Here is a 20,337-nt window from a genome sequence, read left to right on the forward strand (position 1 = left end):
GCCCTGCCCGGCTACCTCGCGGCCAAGCGCGCCGGGGTGCCGATCGTCGTCCATGAGGCCAATGCCAGGCCGGGCCTGGCCAACAAGATCGGATCGCGCTACGCCCACGGGGTCGCCGTCTCCACCCCGGACAGCAAGCTGCGTGACGCCCGCTACATCGGCATCCCGCTGCGCCGGACCATCGCCACCCTCGACAGGGCCCGGGTCCGCCCGGAGGCGCGCGCGGCCTTCGGCCTCGACCCCAACCTCCCGACGCTGCTGGTCTCCGGCGGTTCGCAGGGCGCCCGCCACCTCAACGAGGTGGTCACGAGGATCGCACCGCTGCTCCAGCGGTCCGGAATCCAGATCCTGCACGTGGTCGGCCCGAAGAACGAATTGCCGCACATCGACAACATGCCCGGGATGCCGCCCTACATCCCGGTACCGTACGTGGACCGGATGGATCTCGCGTACGCCGCGGCCGACATGATGCTCTGCCGTGCCGGTGCGATGACCGTCGCCGAACTCTCCGCCGTCGGGCTGCCCGCCGCCTACGTCCCGTTGCCGATCGGCAACGGCGAACAGCGGCTGAACGCCCAGCCGGTGGTCAACGCCGGCGGTGGTCTGCTGGTGGACGACGCGGCGCTCACCCCGGAGTGGGTGCAGGGCAACGTCCTTCCGGTGCTCTCGGATCCGCACCGGCTGTACGAGATGTCCCGTGCCGCCGCGGAGTTCGGGCGACGGGACGCCGACGACCTGCTCGTCGGCATGGTGTACGAGGCGATTGCCTCACGCCGCCAGGCGTGAGGCGGTACGGACCCGGGGCGTGTGCCCCGGGTCCGGCGAAGGAGAGAGCGTGGCCGGACCGACGACCGCCCGGCGCGGCGAGGCCGGGCGGACCGACACCCCGGCCCGCCCGCCGCACACCGGCCCCGAGGGGCGACGCCTCTCGGGCCGTACCCGGCTGGTTCTGGCCGCGGCCGGTCTCGTGCTGGCAGCCGCGGCCACGGTCTGGTTGCTCTACGGCTCGTCCTGGCTGCGGCTGGAGCGGGTGACGACCACCGGCACCGGCGTCCTGACCCGGAGCGAGGTGGAGGCTGCCGCGGCGGCCCCCGTCGGGTCCCCGCTGGTCTCCGTGGACACCGACGCGATCGCGGACAGGCTGCGCAGGAAGCTGCCTCGCATCGACTCCGTGGACGTCGTGCGGTCATGGCCGCACGAGATCAGTCTCGAAGTGACGGAACGCAAACCGGTCTTGTTGGTGCAAAAGGGCAAAAAATTTGTCGAAGTGGACGCGAAGGGCGTACGTTTCGCAACTGTTGACAAAGCGCCCCCGCATGTTCCGCTCCTGGAGCTGACGCCCGGCCGGTCGGAGAGTCTGCGCCGCTTCGGCAGTGACCGTCTGCTGCGGGAAGCGGTCGGTGTCGCGGGGGACCTTCCGGGGAAGGTGGCCGAGGAGACCGAAGTCGTGCGCGTCACCTCGTACGACTCCACCGTTCTGGAACTGAGCCGGGGGCGCACCGTGATGTGGGGCAGCAGTGAGGAGGGGCCGGTCAAGGCGCGGGTGCTCACCGCTCTGATGAAGGCGTCCCCCAAAGCGGGACACTTCGATGTGAGTGCTCCCACGGCCCCTGCGGTGTCGAAGAGTTGACGCACGTTTGGCCTGGCCAGACCCCTGGTTGGTCACCGCTATGGATGATCACATAGGGTGAAAAGAAAAACGGGAGGTTCGGCGTGTTCGTTGAACGTGCGCCACTTGTCGACTTAGTGTCCTGTTCGGAAGAGTCCAAGAAGCAGACACACTGGTAACCCTAAACTTCAACGTTAGGGTTTGGGTCGGCGTCCGGACCGACCCAATCGGCATCCGTCGTCGCGGCGGAATCACCGCCAAGCGACGACACGTAACTCGAGGCGAGAGGCCTTCGACGTGGCAGCACCGCAGAACTACCTCGCAGTCATCAAGGTCATCGGTGTCGGCGGCGGTGGTGTCAATGCCATCAACCGAATGATCGAGGTCGGTCTCAAGGGTGTCGAGTTCATCGCGATCAACACCGATGCGCAAGCACTGTTGATGAGCGACGCCGACGTCAAGCTCGACGTCGGCCGTGAACTCACCCGCGGCCTCGGCGCCGGGGCGAACCCGGCCGTCGGTCGTAAGGCGGCAGAGGACCACCGTGAGGAGATCGAGGAGGTCCTCAAGGGGGCCGACATGGTCTTCGTCACCGCCGGGGAGGGCGGTGGCACCGGCACCGGCGGCGCACCCGTCGTCGCCAACATCGCGCGCTCGCTGGGCGCCCTGACGATCGGTGTGGTCACCCGCCCGTTCACCTTCGAGGGCCGGCGGCGCGCGAACCAGGCGGAGGACGGCATCGCCGAGCTCCGCGAAGAGGTCGACACCCTCATCGTCATTCCCAACGACCGGCTGCTGTCCATCTCGGACCGGCAGGTCAGCGTGCTCGACGCGTTCAAGTCGGCCGACCAGGTGCTGCTCTCGGGTGTCCAGGGCATCACCGACCTCATCACGACCCCGGGCCTGATCAACCTCGACTTCGCCGACGTCAAGTCGGTCATGTCCGAGGCCGGATCGGCACTCATGGGCATCGGCTCCGCACGCGGCGACGACCGGGCGGTGGCCGCCGCGGAGATGGCGATCTCCTCGCCGCTCCTGGAGGCGTCCATCGACGGCGCCCGTGGCGTCCTGCTCTCCATCTCCGGCGGCAGCGACCTCGGTCTCTTCGAGATCAACGAGGCCGCCCAGCTGGTGAGCGAGGCGGCCCACCCGGAGGCGAACATCATCTTCGGCGCGGTCATCGACGACGCGCTGGGCGACGAGGTGCGGGTCACCGTCATCGCCGCGGGCTTCGACGGCGGACAGCCGCCGGCCCGCCGGGAGAACGTCCTCGGGTCGAGTGCCAAGCGCGAGGAGCCGGCTCCGCCGTCCCGGACCGCCGAACCGGCGCGCCCGGCAGGCGGGCTGGGCTCCGTGCCCCCGCGCGAGGAGCCCCAGGCGCCGGCCGAGCCGGCGCCGGTGGCGAACGAGACCTCGCTGCCGCCGGTCTCCCCGCCGCACGTCCCGACGGCCCGTCCCTACCAGGACACCCAGGCCGAAGAGCTGGACGTACCGGACTTCTTGAAGTGATAGGTCCGCAGCACGCGGTGAAAACCGCGGAGTCCTCGCCGGGCGGCGCCCATTTCGCCTTCACCGACAGGTGGGGCGGAGTGAGCGCCGTTCCGTACGAGGAGCTCAACCTCGGCGGTGCGGTCGGCGACGACCCCGCCGCCGTCCGCACCAACCGTGCGCGCGCCGCCCGTTCCCTCGGTCTCGACCCGGCCCGGGTGGTCTGGATGAACCAGGTGCACGGGCGCGACGTGGCCGTGGTCGACAGCCCCTGGGGCGACCGCCCCGCCTCGGGCCTTCCCGCCGTGGACGCGGTGGTGACGGCGCGGCGCGGGCTCCCGCTCGCGGTGCTCACCGCCGACTGCACACCGGTGCTGCTCGCCGATCCGGTGGCCGGGGTCGTCGCGGCCGCCCACGCGGGACGGCCCGGTCTGGTCGCGGGAGTCGTCCCGGCCACGGTCGAGGCCATGACCGCACTCGGCGCGGAACCGTCCCGGATCACCGCGCACACCGGGCCGGCCGTCTGCGGGCGGTGCTACGAGGTGCCGGAGCAGATGCGGGCGGATGTCGCCGGAGTCGTCCCGGCGGCGTGGTCGCAGACCAGTTGGGGAACACCCGCGGTGGACGTCACGGCCGGGGTCCACGCCCAGCTCGACGAGCTCGGTGTCGGCGACCGGCACAGCTCGCCGTTCTGCACCCTGGAATCCGGCGACCATTTCTCGTACCGCCGCGACCGCACCACGGGTCGGATCGCCGGATATGTCTGGTTGGACTGATAGGGCATGACGGATCGCAGGACACAACTCGCGGCGAACCTGGCACAGGTGGAGGAGCGCATTGCTTCCGCCTGTGCGTCGGCCGGCCGCGCACGGGAAGAAGTGACCCTCGTCGTGGTCACCAAGACCTACCCCGCGAGCGACGTGCGCATTCTGCACGAACTGGGTGTGCGGCACGTCGCGGAGAACCGCGACCAGGACGCGGCGCCGAAAGCTGCGGCTTGTGCGGATCTTTCGCTCACATGGCATTTTGTCGGGCAGTTGCAGACGAACAAAGTCCGCTCCGTGACCGATTATGCCGATGTGGTGCAGTCGGTGGACCGGGTGAAACTGGTCACCGCGCTCTCGGCGGCGGCGGTCAAGGGCGGGCGTGAACTCGGCTGCCTCATCCAGGTCGCACTCGACGCGGAGAGCGGCGAGCGCGGGGACCGGGGCGGCGTCGCACCGGACGCGGTCGAGGAACTGGCCGCGTCGGTGGAGGCGGCGGAGGGACTCAGGCTCGACGGCCTGATGACCGTCGCCCCGCTCGCCGGTCCTTATGCCGGCCGGCAGCGGGCGGCGTTCGACCGGCTGATGGAATTCTCATCCCGCCTGCGCGGGAACCATCCGGCTGCGAACATGGTCTCTGCCGGGATGAGCGCGGATCTTGAGGACGCGGTCGCGGCCGGGGCGACACATGTACGCATCGGTACGGCAGTACTCGGAGACCGTCCCCGGCTCGGGTAACGTCGCGAAGCAAGTCGGACCACAGCAGAAAATATGGTCATTCCCGCTCGAAGCGGGCAGGCCGGAGTGGATCTCGGGCACTTGGTGACACGAATGCCGATCCACCACAGAGCGGAGGACTCGGAGCATGGCCGGCGCGATGCGCAAGATGGCGGTCTACCTCGGCCTCGTGGAGGACGATGGGTACGACGGCCCGGGGTTCGACCCCGATGACGAATTCGAACCCGAGCTTGAGCCCGAGCGGGACCGGAGGCGGCACCAGCCCGTGCATCCGGTGGAGCGGGAGCGGGACGAACCGGTACGAGCCGTGCAGCCGCCCGCACCACGGGAACCGGTTCAGCTCCCGGCGGAAAGCGGACGACCCGCCCGAATCGCTCCCGTGGCATCCATCACACCTGACCGCCCGAACTTGGAGAAGAACGCACCGGTGATCATGCCCAAGGTCGTGTCCGAGCGTGAGCCCTACAGGATCACCACGCTGCACCCCAGGACCTACAACGAGGCCCGTACCATCGGGGAACACTTCCGTGAGGGCACTCCGGTGATCATGAATCTCACGGAGATGGACGACACCGATGCGAAGCGACTTGTCGACTTTGCCGCGGGACTCGTCTTCGGTCTCCATGGCAGCATTGAGCGTGTGACACAGAAGGTGTTCCTGTTGTCGCCTGCTAACGTCGATGTCACGGCGGAGGACAAGGCCCGCATCGCAGAGGGCGGGTTCTTCAACCAGAGCTGAGAACACCGGGAACGAACCCGGCCGGGAGGCCGGGCTGTGAAAGCCAGGGGAGAGGGAAGCGCGGGACATGGGCGTCGCACTGGATGTGGTCTATATCGCGCTGATGTGTTTCCTCATCGTGCTGATCTTCCGGCTGGTCATGGACTATGTCTTCCAGTTCGCACGTTCATGGCAGCCAGGCAAGGCGATGGTGGTCGTTCTCGAGGGCACTTACACTGTCACGGATCCACCGTTGAAGCTTCTGCGGCGGTTCATACCGCCGTTGCGTCTCGGGGGCGTGGCACTTGACCTGTCCTTCTTCGTTCTGATGATCATCGTTTACATTCTGCTCAGTCTCGTGGGCAAGCTAGCGAGCAGCGTGTGAACGATACGGTCTTGCCGACTGCCGACGACTACGTAGAGGTGAAGAAGAGATGCCGCTGACCCCCGAGGACGTGCGGAACAAGCAGTTCACGACCGTCCGCCTCCGAGAAGGCTATGACGAGGACGAGGTCGATGCCTTCCTCGACGAGGTCGAGTCGGAACTGACCCGTCTGCTGCGTGAGAACGAGGACCTGCGCGCCAAGCTGGCCGCCGCGACCCGTGCGGCCGCGCAGAACCAGCAGCAGCAGGGGATGCGTAAACCGCCGGAGCAGCAGGACCGGCCAGGGGCCCCGGTGCCCGCTGCCATATCTGGTCCGCCGGTGCAGCAGCAGCCCCCGCAGATGGGTCCCCCCCAGCTGCCCGGTGGCGCTCCGCAGCTGCCTGCCGGTCCCAGCGGCCATGGCCCGCAGGGCGGTCACGGTCCCGGTCCGCAGGGCCCGCACGGCCCCGGCCCGATGCAGGGCGGTCCCATGGGCGGCCCGATGGGCGGCCCCATGGGTGGTCACGCCCCGCAGCAGCAGATGCAGCAGCAGCAGATGCAGCAGCATCAGATGCAGCAGCCCGGCCAGGGTCCTGGCGGTGACAGCGCCGCCCGTGTCCTCTCCCTTGCCCAGCAGACCGCTGACCAGGCGATCGCGGAGGCCCGTTCCGAGGCCAACAAGATCGTCGGCGAGGCGCGCAGCCGTGCCGAGGGCCTTGAGCGTGACGCCCGGGCCAAGGCGGACGCCCTGGAGCGGGACGCGCAGGAGAAGCACCGCGTGGCGATGGGCTCGCTGGAGTCGGCCCGCGCGACGCTGGAGCGCAAGGTCGAGGACCTGCGCGGCTTCGAGCGCGAGTACCGGACCCGTCTGAAGTCCTACCTGGAGAGCCAGCTGCGTCAGCTGGAGACCCAGGCCGACGACTCGCTGGCTCCGCCGCGTACCCCCGCCGCCGCTTCGCTGCCGCCGTCGCCCTCGCTGGCTCCGGCCGGTGCGGGTGCGATGGGACACACCATGGGCGGTAACCACGGTGGTCACGGCAGCCAGCAGATGGGCAGCGGCAACCAGTCGATGGGCGGTGGACCGTCGTACGGCGGCGGTCAGCAGCAGATGGCGCCCGCGATGACGCAGCCGATGGCGCCGGTGCGGCCGCAGGCGCCGCAGCCGATGCAGCAGGCTCCGTCGCCGATGCGCGGGTTCCTGATCGACGAGGACGACAACTGAGCGGTTCGCGCTCGCTGAGCGCGTAGCCGTCGGCAGGCAGAGGGCCGGGCCCCGGGATTTCCCGGGGCCCGGCCCTTTTGCCGTGGCCGGCGTCGGAGGGAGCGGGGCGAGGGCGGGGCCGCTGCGCGGGGGCCTGTCCCCTGCCCGCCCCTTCCCGAACCGGGAGCTCCGCCCCCGTGCCCCCGCTCCTCGAACGCCGGAGAGGATGGATTCCGGTGAGGCTGGAATGGCGGGCCTGGGAATCGGGCAGAGCTGCCGGGCTCGGGCAGGGGACAGCAGAGGGCCCGGCCGGAACGTGTCCGGCCGGGCCCTCGGGGTGTGATGCGGGTTACCGCTCCGTCTTGCGGAGACGGAAGGTGAGGGCCAGGCCCTCGTCCTCGAACGGGGTGCCGTACGTGTCGTCCGCCTCACCCTGCGCGTAGTCCAGGGCCAGGACCTCGTCCGAGATGAGGGTCGCGTGTGCGGTCAGGGCCTCGGCCGTCGCGGGCGAGGACGATGTCCAGCGGACCGCGATCCGGTCCGCCACGTCCAGGCCGCTGTTCTTGCGTGCCTCCTGGATCAGCCGGATCGCGTCACGGGCGAGCCCGGCCGCCCGCAGTTCCGGGGTGATCTCCAGGTCCAGGGCGACCGTCGCGCCCGAGTCGGACGCCACCGACCAGCCCTCGCGCGGGGTCTCCGTGATGATGACCTCGTCGGGGGCGAGAGTGATCTGCTCGCCGTCGACCTCCACCGAGGCCGTGCCCTCGCGCAGTGCCAGGCCGAGCGCGGCGGCGTCGGCGTTCGCGACGGCCTTGGCCACCGCCTGGACCCCCTTGCCGAACCGCTTGCCGAGCGCGCGGAAGTTCGCCTTCGCCGTGGTGTCGACCAGCGACCCGCCGACTTCCGAGAGGGAGGCCAGGGAGGAGACGTTCAGCTCCTCCGTGATCTGGGCGCGCAGCTCGGGCGTGAGCGACTCGAAGCCCGCAGCCGCGACCAGGGCCCGCGACAGCGGCTGCCGGGTCTTGACCCCCGATTCGGCGCGCGTGGCCCGGCCGAGCTCCACCAGGCGGCGCACCAGTGCCATCTGTGAGGACAGCGCCGGGTCGATCGACGCCGGGTCCGCCTTCGGCCAGTCGGACAGGTGCACCGACTCCGGGGCGTCCGGGTCGACGGGGGCGATCAGGTCCTGCCAGACCCGCTCCGTGATGAACGGGGTCAGCGGGGCCATCAGCCGGGTGACCGTCTCCACGACCTCGTGCAGTGTGCGCAGCGCCGCCTTGTCGCCCTGCCAGAAGCGGCGGCGCGAGCGGCGGACGTACCAGTTGGACAGGTCGTCGACGAACGCCGAGAGCAGCTTGCCGGCGCGCTGGGTGTCGTAGCCCTCCAGAGCCCCGGTGACCTCCTCCACCAGGGTTCCGAGCTCGCTCAGCAGCCAGCGGTCCAGGACCGTGCGGTCGGCGGGGGCCGGATCGGCCGCCGACGGCGCCCACTTCGACGTGCGGGCGTACAGGGCCTGGAAGGCCACCGTGTTCCAGTACGTGAGGAGCGTCTTGCGGACGACCTCCTGGATCGTGCCGTGGCCCACGCGGCGCGCCGCCCACGGGGAGCCGCCCGCCGCCATGAACCAGCGGACCGCGTCGGCACCGTGCTGGTCCATCAGCGGGATCGGCTGGAGGATGTTGCCCAGGTGCTTGGACATCTTCCGGCCGTCCTCGGCGAGGATGTGGCCGAGGCACACCACGTTCTCGTACGAGGACTTGTCGAAGACCAGCGTGCCGACGGCCATCAGGGTGTAGAACCAGCCGCGCTTCTGGTCGATGGCCTCCGAGATGAACTGCGCCGGATAGCGGCTCTCGAAGATCTCCTTGTTCTTGTACGGGTAGCCCCACTGCGCGAACGGCATCGAACCCGAGTCGTACCAGGCGTCGATGACCTCCGGGACGCGGTACGCCTCCAGCTGGCAGCTCTCGTGCGAGCAGGTGAACGTGATCTCGTCGATGAACGGGCGGTGCGGGTCCAGGGCCGACTGGTCGCGGCCGGTGAGCTCGGAGAGCTCGGCGCGGGAGCCGACACAGGTCAGGTGGCCGTCCTCGCAGCGCCAGATGGGCAGCGGGGTGCCCCAGTAGCGGTTGCGGGAGAGCGCCCAGTCGACGTTGTTGTTCAGCCAGTCGCCGAAGCGCCCGGTCTTGACGGAGTCCGGGAACCAGTTGGTCTTCTCGTTCTCCTGGAGCAGCCGGTCCTTGACCGCCGTCGTGCGGATGTACCAGGACGGCTGCGCGTAGTACAGCAGGGCCGTGTGGCAGCGCCAGCAGTGCGGGTAGCTGTGCTCGTACGGGACGTGGCGGAAGAGCCTGCCGCGCGCGGCCAGGTCCTCGGTGAGGGCCTCGTCGGCCTTCTTGAAGAAGACGCCGCCGACCAGCGGGAGGCCCTCCTCGAAGGTGCCGTCGGGGCGGACCGGGTTGACGACCGGAAGGCCGTACGCACGGCAGACCTGGAGGTCGTCGGCGCCGAACGCGGGGGACTGGTGGACCAGGCCCGTGCCGTCCTCGGTCGTGACGTACTCGGCGTTGACGACGAAGTGCGCCTCGCTCGGGAACTCGACCAGCTGGAACGGGCGTTCGTACGTCCAGCGCTCCATCTCGCGGCCGGTGAAGGACTGCCCGGTGAGCTCCCAGCCCTCGCCGAGCGCCTTCTCGGCCAGCGGCTGGGCCACGACCAGCTTCTCCGCGCCGTCCGTCGCGACGACGTAGGTGACGTCGGGGTGCGCGGCGACAGCGGTGTTGGAGACCAGGGTCCAGGGAGTCGTCGTCCAGACGAGCAGCGCGGCCTGGCCGGCCAGCGGCCCGCTCGTCAGCGGGAAGCGCACGAAGACCGAGGGGTCGACGACCGTCTCGTACCCCTGGGCGAGCTCGTGGTCCGAGAGGCCGGTGCCGCAGCGCGGGCACCAGGGGGCGACGCGGTGGTCCTGGACCAGCAGGTCCTTGCGGAAGATCTCCTTCAGCGACCACCACACGGAGTCGACGTACTCCGGGTCCATCGTGCGGTAGGCGTCATCGAGGTCGACCCAGTAACCCATACGGGTCGTGAGCTCGGCGAACGCGTCGGTGTGGCGGGTGACGGACTCACGGCACTTCGCGTTGAACTCGGCGATGCCGTAGGCCTCGATGTCCTTCTTGCCGTTGAAGCCCAGCTCCTTCTCCACCGCGAGCTCGACCGGCAGGCCGTGACAGTCCCAGCCGGCCTTGCGGCCGACGTGGTAACCCTGCATGGTGCGGAAGCGCGGGAAGACGTCCTTGAAGACGCGGGCCTCGATGTGGTGGGCCCCGGGCATGCCGTTGGCGGTCGGCGGACCCTCGTAGAAGACCCACTCGGGGCGGCCCTCGGACTGTTCGAGGCTCTTGGTGAAGACCTTGCTGTCGCGCCAGAAGTCGAGCACGGCGTGCTCGAGGGCGGGCAGGTCGACCTGGGCGGGTACCTGGCGGTACTGCGGCGATGTCATGTGCGGGCTTCCTCCGGCGGACGTCTTCCACTTCCGTCGGAGGGACGAGAGCCGGATCAGCTCCCGCGGTACCACCCTCCTTGGCCGCGGGCACGCGCCCGTGGCCCCCTCATTGGGGCGCGATGCCGGGTCTAACGGCCTTGCGCCCGTGGGGGAGCCCACGGTCCAAAGCTTTCTTCCGGCGGCTCCGGGGTGATCTTCACGGCGCGCTCGCCCCCGGGCTCCCACCGTCCCCGGGTCGCTCCTGGCTGCGTACGACGCTACTCGTCCCATCCATGCCTCTCGCTGCGGCCAGTGTACGGGCCCGTACGGGCGGCTGCCGACCGGTTTCGGAGCGGCCGGCCCGCGGGAGGGGCCTGCACCCGAATGGCCAGTCGGGAGGGAGGGAGTCCCGGAGGACGTCCGGGAGCGGATTACCGCGCGGGGAGCTGGGCACAACGGTTGCAGGCGCGTCACCGGCCGGCCGCGGGGAGGGGCGGACCGGCGGCGTGCCCCGTTGCCGCGGAGCTGGGGTCGATTTATCGTCCCAGCACGATTCGCGTGCAAGATCACCATATGTGAAGGGGCCGCGGCCATGGTGGCGAAGAAGACCGCCGGATCGAGAACGGCGTCCGCGAGATCCACGGCTGCGGCTGCCGAGGAGAGGACCGGGAGCGCGGGCGAGGAGACCGGCCCGGAGACGGAGCAGGAGAAGCCGGTCAGGAGGACGGCGAAGAAGAGCACGGCGAAGAAGAGCGCAGCCGAGAAGACGTCGAAGAAGGCCATGGGGGCGGCCCGGGCCGCCGAGCAGACAGGAGCCCACACGGTGGTAGCCAAGAAGAGCACGGCCCGGACCACGGCTGCGGGAGAGGGCGTCGCGACCGCGGTGCCCCCGGCCAGGGCAGGCGTCGCGACGGCGCCCGGAGACCTGGCCGTCAGGCCGGGGGAGGACCCCTGGACCCCGGAGGAGGTCGACGCGGCGCGGACCGGGCTGACCGGTGAGGCCGTGCGGCTGCGCACCGAGCTGGAGGCGTCGGGCGCGGCGCTGGCCGGACTGATGCGCGACTCCGGGGACGGGGCCGGTGACGACGACGCGGACACCGGCACGAAGAACATCACCAGGGAGCACGAGCTGTCCCTGGCGGCCCACGCCCAGGAGACCCTGGACCAGACCGAGCGCGCCCTCGCCAGGCTCGACGCGGGGACCTACGGGCTCTGCGAGGTCTGCGGCAAGCCGATCGGCAAGGCGCGGATGCAGGCCTTCCCCCGGGCCACGCTCTGTGTGGAGGACAAGCAGAAGCAGGAGCGGCGCGGCTAGGGCCTCCCGTCCGGCCCAGGCACGGGCCGGGCGCGCTGGGCGTCCCTCCCGGGCACAGCACGGGCCCGGGGCCTGGCCGGGTCCGGGGCCTGGCCGGGTCCGGGCCGGTGGGTGTCCGGGCCCGATCCGGAACCGGGCCGGGGCCGGCCCGGGCGGAAGGCGCCGGGGGCCGGGGGAGCCGGGGAGGATCCGGAGCCTGAGGCCCCTGATCCCCGGGGTGTGTCGTACCCTCGTCCTCAGTCAGGCACCTAGGTTGAGGGACTCACGTGGCAGAGGCGGAGCGCATCATCGGTACGCCGGACATCCCTGATGCCGAGGGGGACGACAGGGCTGAGCCCCAGCGGCCCGCCGAGGGCCCGGCCCCGGCCGGGAGCGACGAGCCGGGCAGCGGACGGGGCAGGAAGAGGATCCTCGTCCTGCTCTGCGTCGCCGTCCTGGCCTACCTCCTGGACCTGGGCAGCAAGATGCTCGTGGTCGCGAAGCTGGAGCACGAGGAACCGATCGAGATCTTCGGCGAGTGGCTGAAGTTCGACGCGATCCGTAACGCGGGCGCCGCCTTCGGGATCGGCGAGGCGTTCACCGTGATCTTCACGGCCATCGCGGCCGTCGTGATCATCGTGATCATCCGGCTGGCGCGCAAGCTCTACAGCCTGCCCTGGGCCATCGCCCTGGGGCTGCTGCTCGGCGGAGCGCTCGGCAACCTCACCGACCGCGTCTTCCGGGCGCCCGGCGTCTTCAAGGGCGCGGTGGTCGACTTCATCGCCCCCGCGCACTTCGCCGTCTTCAACCTCGCCGACTCCGCGATCGTCTGCGGCGGCATCCTCATCGTGATCCTCTCCTTCAAGGGTCTGGACCCCGACGGCACCGTGCACAAGGACTAGCGGGCGCAAGGCATACTCGACTGGTGAGTACGTATCCCGAGGTCCGCACCCTGCCCGTACCCGACGGCCTGGAGGGCGAGCGTGTCGACGCCGCCATCTCCCGGATGTTCGGTTTCTCCCGCACCAAGGCCGCCGAGCTGGCCGCTGCCGGGAAGGTCCAGGTGGACGGCGCGGTGGCCGGGAAGTCCGAGCGGGTGCACGGCGGTGCCTGGCTGGAAGTGGAGATGCCCCAGGCCCCCGCTCCCGTCCAGATCCTTGCCGAGCCCGTCGAGGGCATGGAGATCGTCCATGACGACGACGACATAGTCGTCATCATGAAGCCGGTGGGTGTCGCCGCCCACCCCAGTCCCGGCTGGACCGGCACCACCGTCATCGGCGGCCTCGCCGCCGCCGGTTACCGCATCTCGACGTCGGGTGCCGCCGAGCGCCAGGGCATCGTGCACCGGCTGGACGTCGGCACCTCCGGCCTGATGGTCGTGGCCAAGTCCGAGCGGGCCTACACCCTGCTCAAGGCACAGTTCCGCGACCGGGTCGTCGAGAAGAAGTACCACGCGCTGGTCCAGGGACACCCGGACCCGATGAGCGGCACCATCGACGCCCCCATCGGCCGCCACCCGCAGCACGACTACAAGTGGGCCGTTACCGCCGAGGGCAAGCCCTCCGTGACGCACTACGACCTCATCGAGGCGTACCGTGCGGCCAGCCTGCTCGACATCAAGCTGGAGACCGGGCGCACGCACCAGATCCGCGTGCACATGTCCGCGCACCGCCACCCCTGCGTCGGCGACCTGACGTACGGCGCCGACCCCACGCTGGCCAAGCGCCTCGGTCTGACCCGGCAGTGGCTGCACGCGGTCCGGCTCGGCTTCGAGCACCCGGCCGACGGCAGCTGGGTCGAATTCGGGAGCAGCTACCCGGACGACCTGCGCCACGCCCTCGACACGATCGCCGCGGAGAGCCAGTGACCGCCCGAACCACCCCGTACAGCACACGCAGGGCTCTCGACGAGAGCGACCTCGCGGCGTGCTTCCAGGTGCGCAGGGACGTCTTCGTCGGTGAGCAGCAGGTGCCCGAGGAGATCGAGTACGACGCCCATGACGCTTCGGCGGTGCACGTCATCGCCGTGGCCCCGGACGGTTCCGCGCTCGGCACGGGACGGCTGCTGCACGGTGGGGCCGCGGCGGGGAAGACCGGCGGCGACGAGACCGTCGGGTCGCTCGGCCGGCTCGCGGTGACCCGCGCGGCCCGCGGCCTGGGCGTCGGGGCCGCTCTGGTCCGCGCCGTGGAGACGGAGGCCCGCGCACTCGGCCTGGCCGCCGTGGACCTGCACGCCCAGACGCACGCACTCGGCTTCTACGAGCGTCTCGGTTACACGGCGTACGGGCCCGAGTTCCCGGACGCCGGGATACCGCACCGGGCCATGCGCCGCGCGCTCTGACCGCGCGGGGGTGCCGCCGGCCCCGCCGGTCCCGCGCGGCACGCCGAGAGCCCTGACCGGCTGATCTACGGGCCGGCGGAGACCCGGCGCGCTGCGGAAGGCACCACGTGGACCAGATGGCACTCCTGCTCCTGCTCCTGCTCGGAGCGGTGGTCACGGTCCCGCTGGGGGAGCGCCTGCGCCTTCCGGCACCGATCCTGATGACCCTCGCCGGGATCGTCATGGCCTTCGCCAGCTTCGTCCCCGATGTGGACATCCCGCCGGAGTTCATCCTCCCCGCCGTCCTGCCGCCGCTGCTCTACGCCTCCGTGCAGCGCACCTCCTGGCGGCAGTTCGCGGCCAACAGACGGCCGATCTTCCTGCTGGCCGTCGCCCTCGTCTTCGTCACGACGGCGGCCGTGGCCACGGTCGCCCACGCGCTGGTCCCCGGTCTTCCCCTTGCCGCCGCCGTCGTCCTGGGCGCGCTCGTCGCCCCGCCCGACCCGGTCGCGGCGACGGCCGTGGCCGGTTCGGTCGGGCTGCCGCGCCGGCTCGTGTCGATCCTGGAGGGCGAGGGGCTGTTCAACGACGTCACGGCCATCGTCCTCTACCACGTCGCGATCGCCGCCGCCGTCACCGGCACCTTCTCCCTGCCCGCAGCGTTCGGGCTGCTCGTCCTCTCCGCCGTGGTCGCCGTGGTGGTCGGCCTGGTGCTCGGCTGGCTCACCCTCAGACTGATGGGGTTCCTGGGCGACGCCACCCTCCAGGTCGGCCTGACCCTGCTCGTGCCGTTCGTCGCTTACGTACTCGCCGAGGAGCTGATGGGCTCGGGCGTGCTCGCCGTCCTCACCACGGCGCTCTTCCTCGCCGAGCACACCGCGGACGCCGACGACGTCCTGGGGCGGCTCACCGGCCGGTCCTTCTGGGAGATCGTCGACACCCTCGTGACCGGCGTCGCCTTCGGCCTGATCGGCCTGGAACTCCACAACGTCTTCGGCACCGCCGACGGACGTCGACCGCAGCTGCTGGGGTGGGGCCTCGCGGTCGTCGCGGTCGTCGTCGGCGTACGCCTCCTGTGGCTGCTGCCCGCCGCCCGGCTCGCCGAGCGGCTGCACACGCGCCGCGACTACAGCGAGGAGATCCCCACCGGCGGACGCGAGACCGTCATCATGTGGTGGGCCGGAATGCGCGGAGTGGCCTCCGTCGCGCTCGCGCTCGCGATCCCGCTGGAGACGGACGACGGCAAGCCCTTCCCCGGCCGCGACGAGATCGTCTTCATCGCCTTCGCCGTCGTCATGGCCACCCTCGTCCTCCAGGGCCTGACCCTGCCGTGGCTCGTGCGCAAGCTCGGGGTCAGGGCGGACACGGACGCCGAACAGGCTCTGGAGCGCGACCTCGCGTCCCGGGCGGCCCAGGCCGCCAGGGCCCGCCTCAAGGAGGTCCAGGACACCGGGGAGATCCCGGAGGAGGTCCTGGAGCGGCTGCAGCGCGCGGCGTACGACATCGGGGCGCGGATCAACCCCGGCATCGTCGACGAGGAGCGCCGGGAGGCATACGCGCAGCGCGTCCGGCGGGCCAAGGAGGTCCACCGGATCCAGCGCGAGATGATGTCGGCCGCCCGTCACGCGGTGCTCGCCGCCCGCAGCGAACCCGGCTCGGACCCGGAGGTGGTGGACCGGGTGCTGCGCCACCTGGACGTGCGCAGCCTGCGCTGACGCACCCCGCCCGCCGCAGGGCTGATCAGCCGCGCCCCGTACGGGGAGTCCTCTCCGGGGTCGGCACCTTGCCGTTGGGCGAGGGCCGGCCGGTGTCCGCGCCCGTCAGCTCCCGCCAGTGGTCGCCCGGCGGCAGCGCCGCGGGCGACGTCACGACCCGCGGCAGCGCGTACGGGTGGTGGTCCCGGAGCCAGCTGATCATCTGCTCCCGCACGGCGCAGCGCACCGTCCAGATGTCGTCCGCGTCCTTCGCGGTGACCACCGCCCGTACCTCGATCGTCGTGGGGGTGGTGTCCGTGACGGCCAGGGACCAGTCGCGGCCGTCCCAGGCCGCGCACTCGCCGAGGATGTCGCGCAGCCGGTGACGCATCGCGGCTATGGGAGCCGAGTGGTCGAGCTGGAAGAAGACGGTGCCGGTCATCTGCACCCCGCCGCGCGACCAGTTCTCGAACGGCTTGCTGGTGAAGTAGGACACCGGCATCGTGATCCGCCGCTCGTCCCAGGTCCGTACCGCGAGGAAGGTGAGGGTGATCTCCTCCACGGTGCCCCACTCGCCGTCCACCACCACCGTGTCACCGATCCGGACCATGTCGCCGAAGGCGATCTGGAAGCCGGCGAAGAGGTTGCCGAGGGTCGACTGGGCCGCGACACCGGCGACGATGCCGAGCACACCGGCGGAGGCCAGCATCGAGGTGCCGACGGTGCGCATCGCCGGGAACGTCAGGAGCATCGCCGCGACGGCGACCGTCGCCACCACGGCGGTGACCACGCGCTGGATCAGTGTGACCTGGGTGCGGACCCGGCGGACCCGGGCCGGATCGCGGGTGGACGTCGCATAGCGGGCGTACGAGGACTGCACGATGGTGGCCGCGACGCGGATCACCAGCCAGGCCGACGCCGCGATCAGCACCAGGGTGAGGACCTGGCCGATCACCGCCCGGTTGTCCCGCACCACCTCGATGCGGAGCTGGTCGAAGCTGGCCCTCAGCAGCGCGGTGCAGAGCACCATCTGCAGGGGAAGGCGGCAGAGCCTGAGCAGGCCCCAGACCGGGGTGTCGTGGTGACGGCTGTCGGCGCGCCGGAGCAGCACATCCACCAGCCAGCCCAGCACCAGCGTGATCACCAGTGATCCGCCCACGACCAGCAACGGTCGCAGAATGTTCTCCATTCCCTCGTCCTCCAAGTGTCGGGGCACAACTGGCACCATGGGCCTCATGAACATCATGCTTTTCCACTCGACCTTTGGTCTGCGGCCAGCCGTGCACGCGGCTGCCGACCGGCTGCGTGCGGCCGGGCACGAGGTGCGCGTGCCCGATCTCTTCGAGGGGCACACCTTCGACACCGTCGAGGACGGAATGGCCTTCAAGGACCAGGTGGGCAAGGACGAGCTGCTCAAGCGCGCCGTCCTGGCCGCCGCGCCGTACTCCGACCAGGGTCTCGTCTACGCGGGATTCTCGTTCGGGGCGTCGGTCGCGCAGACCCTCGCGCTCGGCGACGCGAAGGCCCGCGGCCTGCTGCTGCTCCACGGCACGTCGGACATCGCCGAGAACGCCTCGGTGGACGAGCTGCCCGTACAGCTGCACGTGGCCGACCCCGACGCGTTCGAGTCGCCGGACTGGCTGAACAGCTGGTACCTCCAGATGCAGCGGACCGGGGCGGACGTCGAGATCTACCGCTATCCCGGGGCCGGGCACCTGTACACCGACCCTGACCTGCCCGACTTCGACCAGGACGCGGCCGAGCTGACCTGGAAGGTCTCGCTCGGCTTCCTCGCCACGCTGTAGCCACGCGGCAGGGGCCGCGCCCCGGGGGGAGGCGGCCCCTGCGGGTCAGCGCACCGGGGCGCCGGCCCTCTCGGTCCTCTGGGTGCCGCTGCGCGTGCGGTACGAACGGACCCAGGACGCCGTCGCCTCCTCGCTGGTCTTGTCGGAGACCACGTAGTAGTCCATCTGCGAGCGCTCGGCCGTCACGTCGAGGACTCCGTAGCCGTGCGAGTCCATGTCGATCCACTTCACATGGCGGTTGGCCGCCCTGACCGCGGCCGTCGCGACCGCCGAGACGGTCCCGGGAGCTACCCGCAGGATGTCGTCCAGGTTGTCGGAGGTGACCGAGGTCACCACGAACTCCGTGGCCGCCGACGCGGACAGCGGATAGGTCGCCGCCTTGACGGGCACGTCGTTGGCCCATGCCATGTGGATGTCACCGGTCAGGAAGACCGTGTCGGTGACGGCGTGGTCCCGCAGATGCGAGATCAGCTCCTTGCGGTCGTCCGTGTAGCCGTCCCACTGGTCCACATTGACCGCCAGCCCCTCCGCGGGCAGTCCCAGCAGCCCCGCCAGCGGTGCCAGCAGATGAGCCGGCAGCGCCCCGAAGGCGACCGGCGAGATCATCACCGAGGTGCCGACCAGCTTCCAGCGGGCATCCGACGCGGTCAGCCCGGCCTTCAGCCAGTCCAGCTGCGCCCGCCCCGTGATCGAACGCTCCGGGCCGTCGACCGCGCCGTCGCCGATCGACGCCTGCTCGGAACGGAAGCCGCGCAGGTCGAGCAGGTGGAGCTCGGCCAGACTGCCGAAGCTCAGCCGCCGGTAGACGGTGCCCTCGGTGGAGGCACGGACCGGCATCCACTCGAAGTACGCCTGCTTCGCGGCGGCCACCCGGGCGGCCCAGGGGCCCTCCGTGCCGGGGGTGTGGTTCTCGGCTCCCCCCGACCAGGCGTCGTTGGCGAACTCGTGGTCGTCCCAGATCGCGATCACCGGATGGGCGGCGTGCAGCGCCTGCAGGTCGGCGTCCGTCCTGTACGTGCCGTGCCGGAGACGGTAGTCGGCGAGGGTGAGGATCTCGTGGAGCGGCGCATGGGGGCGTACGACGGTGTCCTGGGTCGGGTAGGCGCCCGAGGCGTACTCGTAGATGTAGTCACCGAGGTGCAGGACGGCGTCCAGGTCGGCACGGGCCGCGAGGTGGCGGTACGGGGAGAACCAGCCGGCCTCCCAGTTGGCGCAGGACACCACGCCGAAGCGGATTCCGGGGACGGAGGCACCGGCGGCGGGCGCCGTACGGGTGCGGCCGACGGGGGAGACGACGCCGTGCCCGCCCTCCGGGCCGCCGGGTGCCGCCGTGAAGCGGAACCAGTACGTCGTCGCCGGGCGCAGCCCCCGGACATCGGCCTTGACGGTGTGATCGGTGCCGGCCCGCGCGACGGCCGTGCCCCGGGCGGCGACCCGGGAGAAGGCCTTGTCCTCGGCCATCTCCCAGATCACCGGTATGTCGGCACCGAGGCCTGAGCCGGGCACGGCGTCGGGGGAGGGGGTGACGCGGGTCCACAGGAGTACGCCGTCGGGCAGGGGGTCGCCGGAGGCGACGCCGTGCAGGAAGGCGGGGCCGTCGGCGGCACGGGCACCGGTGGCGGCGAGCACGGGGGCGGCGACCGCGGTGGCTGCGGCGGCCTTGACGACCGTGCGGCGGCTGGGCGTTGCGGAGAGGTGTCGTCTGGTCACGGTCGATCACCCTACTGGCGGGTAGAGCGAACGGGCGGGCGAACAAAGGAAGTTCGCCCGCCTGATGGCCGGATGTCGCCAGGAGTTGTGCCCGCCGTCCCCGCCGGGCCGTGAGTTCTCCGGTCAGGGGCACGGCCCGCGGGCGCGGACCACCCCTTCAAAAGGCGCGGACCATCCCTTCAAAGGGCGCGGATCAGCCCTTCAGGGCCTTGGTGATCGCCGTGTTGAACTCGGCCGCCGTCATGGGTGCGTTCTCGCTGCCCTCGGCGGTGATCTTCTTGCCGTCCATCTTGAGGGTCGGCGTGCCCTGGACACCGCTCTTGTCGAAGGTCTTGGACATCTTGATCGCCCAGGCGTCGAACGTGCCGTCCTCGACGTCCTTCTGGAACGCCTTGTTGCCCTTCAGCGCGTCCACCGAGTCCGCCACCTCGATCAGGTAGCTGTCCTTGGCGAACTTGTCGTCGGTCTCCTCGGGGTGGTACTTCGCGGAGTACAGCGCGCTCTTGTACTCCAGGAAGGCCTCGGGGCTCACATCGAGCGCCGCGCCCAGTGCGCTCAGGGCGTTCTTCGAGCCCTCGCCGCCGGCCGCCTTGTCGATGAAGGTCGCGCCGACGTACTTGACCTTGTACTTGCCGGCCTCGACGTCCTTGTCCACGGTCTCGCCGACCGCCTGCTCGAACGTGGCGCAGACCGGGCAGCGCGAGTCCTCGTACAGCTCCAGGGTCTTCTTGGCGCCCGCCTCGCCGATCACGACGGTCGTGCCGTCGTCACCCGAGGTGTTCCTGGGGGCGGTGACGTTCTTCGCGTCCGCCGCGGCCTCCCAGGCGGAGGGCTTGTTCAGCTGCATCACGCCGTAGCTGACACCGCCCGCGATCGCCAGCACGGCGACGACCGAGACACCGACGACGATCTGCTTGCGTGCCTTGTCCTTCTTGGCCTGGCGCTCGCGCTCCACGCGCAGCCGCTCGCGGGCGGCGGACTTGTTGGCCTGGCTGTTGCGCTTGCTCATGAAGATGCTCCGTAGACGTGTGGGGTGGCTCTGAGGGGTCTTGCCGCGTGTACTCGGACAGAGGAGAAGGCCGAGCACGGCGGGCCCCTGCGCCCCACGGAGTGCACCAGGAAACGGGCCGGGGCGAGCGGGTGCGGGCGCCC

The 20,337-nt window shown here is 70.7% G+C and carries 18 protein-coding genes; 14 read left to right on the forward strand and 4 right to left on the reverse strand.

Annotated elements, in window-relative coordinates; all coding sequences use genetic code 11:
- From VN520_RS17935 to VN520_RS17970, 8 genes are all read left to right on the forward strand, one after another.
- Positions 1-786 (forward strand): UDP-N-acetylglucosamine--N-acetylmuramyl-(pentapeptide) pyrophosphoryl-undecaprenol N-acetylglucosamine transferase (locus tag VN520_RS17935; RefSeq protein WP_325747935.1); only part of this gene is annotated, 786 nt, incomplete at its 5' end.
- Positions 787-835: 49 nt separating this feature from the next.
- The gene (locus VN520_RS17940; protein WP_325747936.1) at positions 836-1,630 is read left to right on the forward strand and encodes a cell division protein FtsQ/DivIB; all 795 of its coding nucleotides are present in this window, start codon (positions 836-838) and stop codon (positions 1,628-1,630) included.
- Between the two features lie 276 nt (positions 1,631-1,906).
- Entirely contained in the window at positions 1,907-3,118 is a 1,212-nt protein-coding gene (gene ftsZ, locus VN520_RS17945; protein ID WP_325747937.1) for a cell division protein FtsZ, read from the forward strand.
- 17 nt (positions 3,119-3,135) lie between these two features.
- Positions 3,136-3,873: a peptidoglycan editing factor PgeF gene (gene pgeF / locus VN520_RS17950; RefSeq protein WP_325747938.1), complete on the forward strand. Its 738-nt coding sequence runs from the start codon at positions 3,136-3,138 to the stop codon at positions 3,871-3,873.
- A gap of 6 nt (positions 3,874-3,879) precedes the next feature.
- Positions 3,880-4,599: a YggS family pyridoxal phosphate-dependent enzyme gene (locus VN520_RS17955; protein WP_325747939.1), complete on the forward strand. Its 720-nt coding sequence runs from the start codon at positions 3,880-3,882 to the stop codon at positions 4,597-4,599.
- Positions 4,600-4,726: 127 nt separating this feature from the next.
- On the forward strand, positions 4,727-5,338 hold the full coding sequence (locus VN520_RS17960) for a cell division protein SepF (protein ID WP_325747940.1): 612 nt from the start codon (positions 4,727-4,729) through the stop codon (positions 5,336-5,338).
- 67 nt (positions 5,339-5,405) lie between these two features.
- The gene (locus tag VN520_RS17965) at positions 5,406-5,702 is read left to right on the forward strand and encodes a YggT family protein (protein WP_014156754.1); all 297 of its coding nucleotides are present in this window, start codon (positions 5,406-5,408) and stop codon (positions 5,700-5,702) included.
- A 49-nt stretch (positions 5,703-5,751) separates the two neighbouring features.
- Entirely contained in the window at positions 5,752-6,903 is a 1,152-nt protein-coding gene (locus VN520_RS17970; RefSeq protein WP_325747941.1) for a DivIVA domain-containing protein, read from the forward strand.
- A 328-nt stretch (positions 6,904-7,231) separates the two neighbouring features.
- Here VN520_RS17970 and ileS read toward each other — a convergent pair whose 3' ends face one another.
- On the reverse strand, positions 7,232-10,381 hold the full coding sequence (gene ileS / locus VN520_RS17975) for an isoleucine--tRNA ligase (protein ID WP_325747942.1): 3,150 nt from the start codon (positions 10,379-10,381) through the stop codon (positions 7,232-7,234).
- 574 nt (positions 10,382-10,955) lie between these two features.
- Here ileS and VN520_RS17980 point away from each other — a divergent pair.
- The 5 genes from VN520_RS17980 to VN520_RS18000 all read left to right on the forward strand — a co-directional run bounded on the left by VN520_RS17980 (position 10,956) and on the right by VN520_RS18000 (position 15,691).
- A complete protein-coding gene (locus tag VN520_RS17980) occupies positions 10,956-11,678 on the forward strand; it encodes a TraR/DksA family transcriptional regulator (RefSeq protein ID WP_325747943.1) in 723 nt (240 codons plus the stop codon).
- A gap of 266 nt (positions 11,679-11,944) precedes the next feature.
- Positions 11,945-12,559 (forward strand): signal peptidase II, encoded by a 615-nt coding sequence (gene lspA, locus VN520_RS17985; RefSeq protein ID WP_325747944.1) that lies wholly within the window; start codon positions 11,945-11,947, stop codon positions 12,557-12,559.
- Between the two features lie 23 nt (positions 12,560-12,582).
- Positions 12,583-13,524: an RluA family pseudouridine synthase gene (locus tag VN520_RS17990; RefSeq protein WP_325747945.1), complete on the forward strand. Its 942-nt coding sequence runs from the start codon at positions 12,583-12,585 to the stop codon at positions 13,522-13,524.
- The gene (locus VN520_RS17995) at positions 13,521-13,997 is read left to right on the forward strand and encodes a GNAT family N-acetyltransferase (RefSeq protein ID WP_325747946.1); all 477 of its coding nucleotides are present in this window, start codon (positions 13,521-13,523) and stop codon (positions 13,995-13,997) included. The genes VN520_RS17990 and VN520_RS17995 overlap by 4 nt, the downstream gene beginning before the upstream one ends.
- 107 nt (positions 13,998-14,104) lie before the next feature.
- A complete protein-coding gene (locus tag VN520_RS18000; protein ID WP_325747947.1) occupies positions 14,105-15,691 on the forward strand; it encodes a Na+/H+ antiporter in 1,587 nt (528 codons plus the stop codon).
- Positions 15,692-15,716: 25 nt separating this feature from the next.
- Here VN520_RS18000 and VN520_RS18005 read toward each other — a convergent pair whose 3' ends face one another.
- Complete coding sequence (locus VN520_RS18005; RefSeq protein ID WP_325747948.1) at positions 15,717-16,859, reverse strand: mechanosensitive ion channel family protein; 1,143 nt, start codon at positions 16,857-16,859, stop codon at positions 15,717-15,719.
- Between the two features lie 37 nt (positions 16,860-16,896).
- On the opposite strand from VN520_RS18005, the gene VN520_RS18010 reads away from it, so the two are divergent.
- Positions 16,897-17,475: a dienelactone hydrolase family protein gene (locus tag VN520_RS18010; RefSeq protein WP_325747949.1), complete on the forward strand. Its 579-nt coding sequence runs from the start codon at positions 16,897-16,899 to the stop codon at positions 17,473-17,475.
- Between the two features lie 45 nt (positions 17,476-17,520).
- Here VN520_RS18010 and VN520_RS18015 read toward each other — a convergent pair whose 3' ends face one another.
- Together VN520_RS18015 and VN520_RS18020 are read right to left on the reverse strand one after the other, a co-directional pair.
- Positions 17,521-19,185 (reverse strand): alkaline phosphatase D family protein, encoded by a 1,665-nt coding sequence (locus VN520_RS18015; RefSeq protein WP_325747950.1) that lies wholly within the window; start codon positions 19,183-19,185, stop codon positions 17,521-17,523.
- A 193-nt stretch (positions 19,186-19,378) separates the two neighbouring features.
- Positions 19,379-20,194, reverse strand: a complete 816-nt coding sequence (locus tag VN520_RS18020) for a DsbA family protein (RefSeq protein ID WP_325747951.1) — start codon at positions 20,192-20,194, stop codon at positions 19,379-19,381.
- Positions 20,195-20,337 lie beyond the last annotated feature (143 nt).

It is taken from the genome of Streptomyces sp. (assembly GCF_035563135.1).
In the GTDB taxonomy this organism is placed as follows: domain Bacteria; phylum Actinomycetota; class Actinomycetes; order Streptomycetales; family Streptomycetaceae; genus Streptomyces.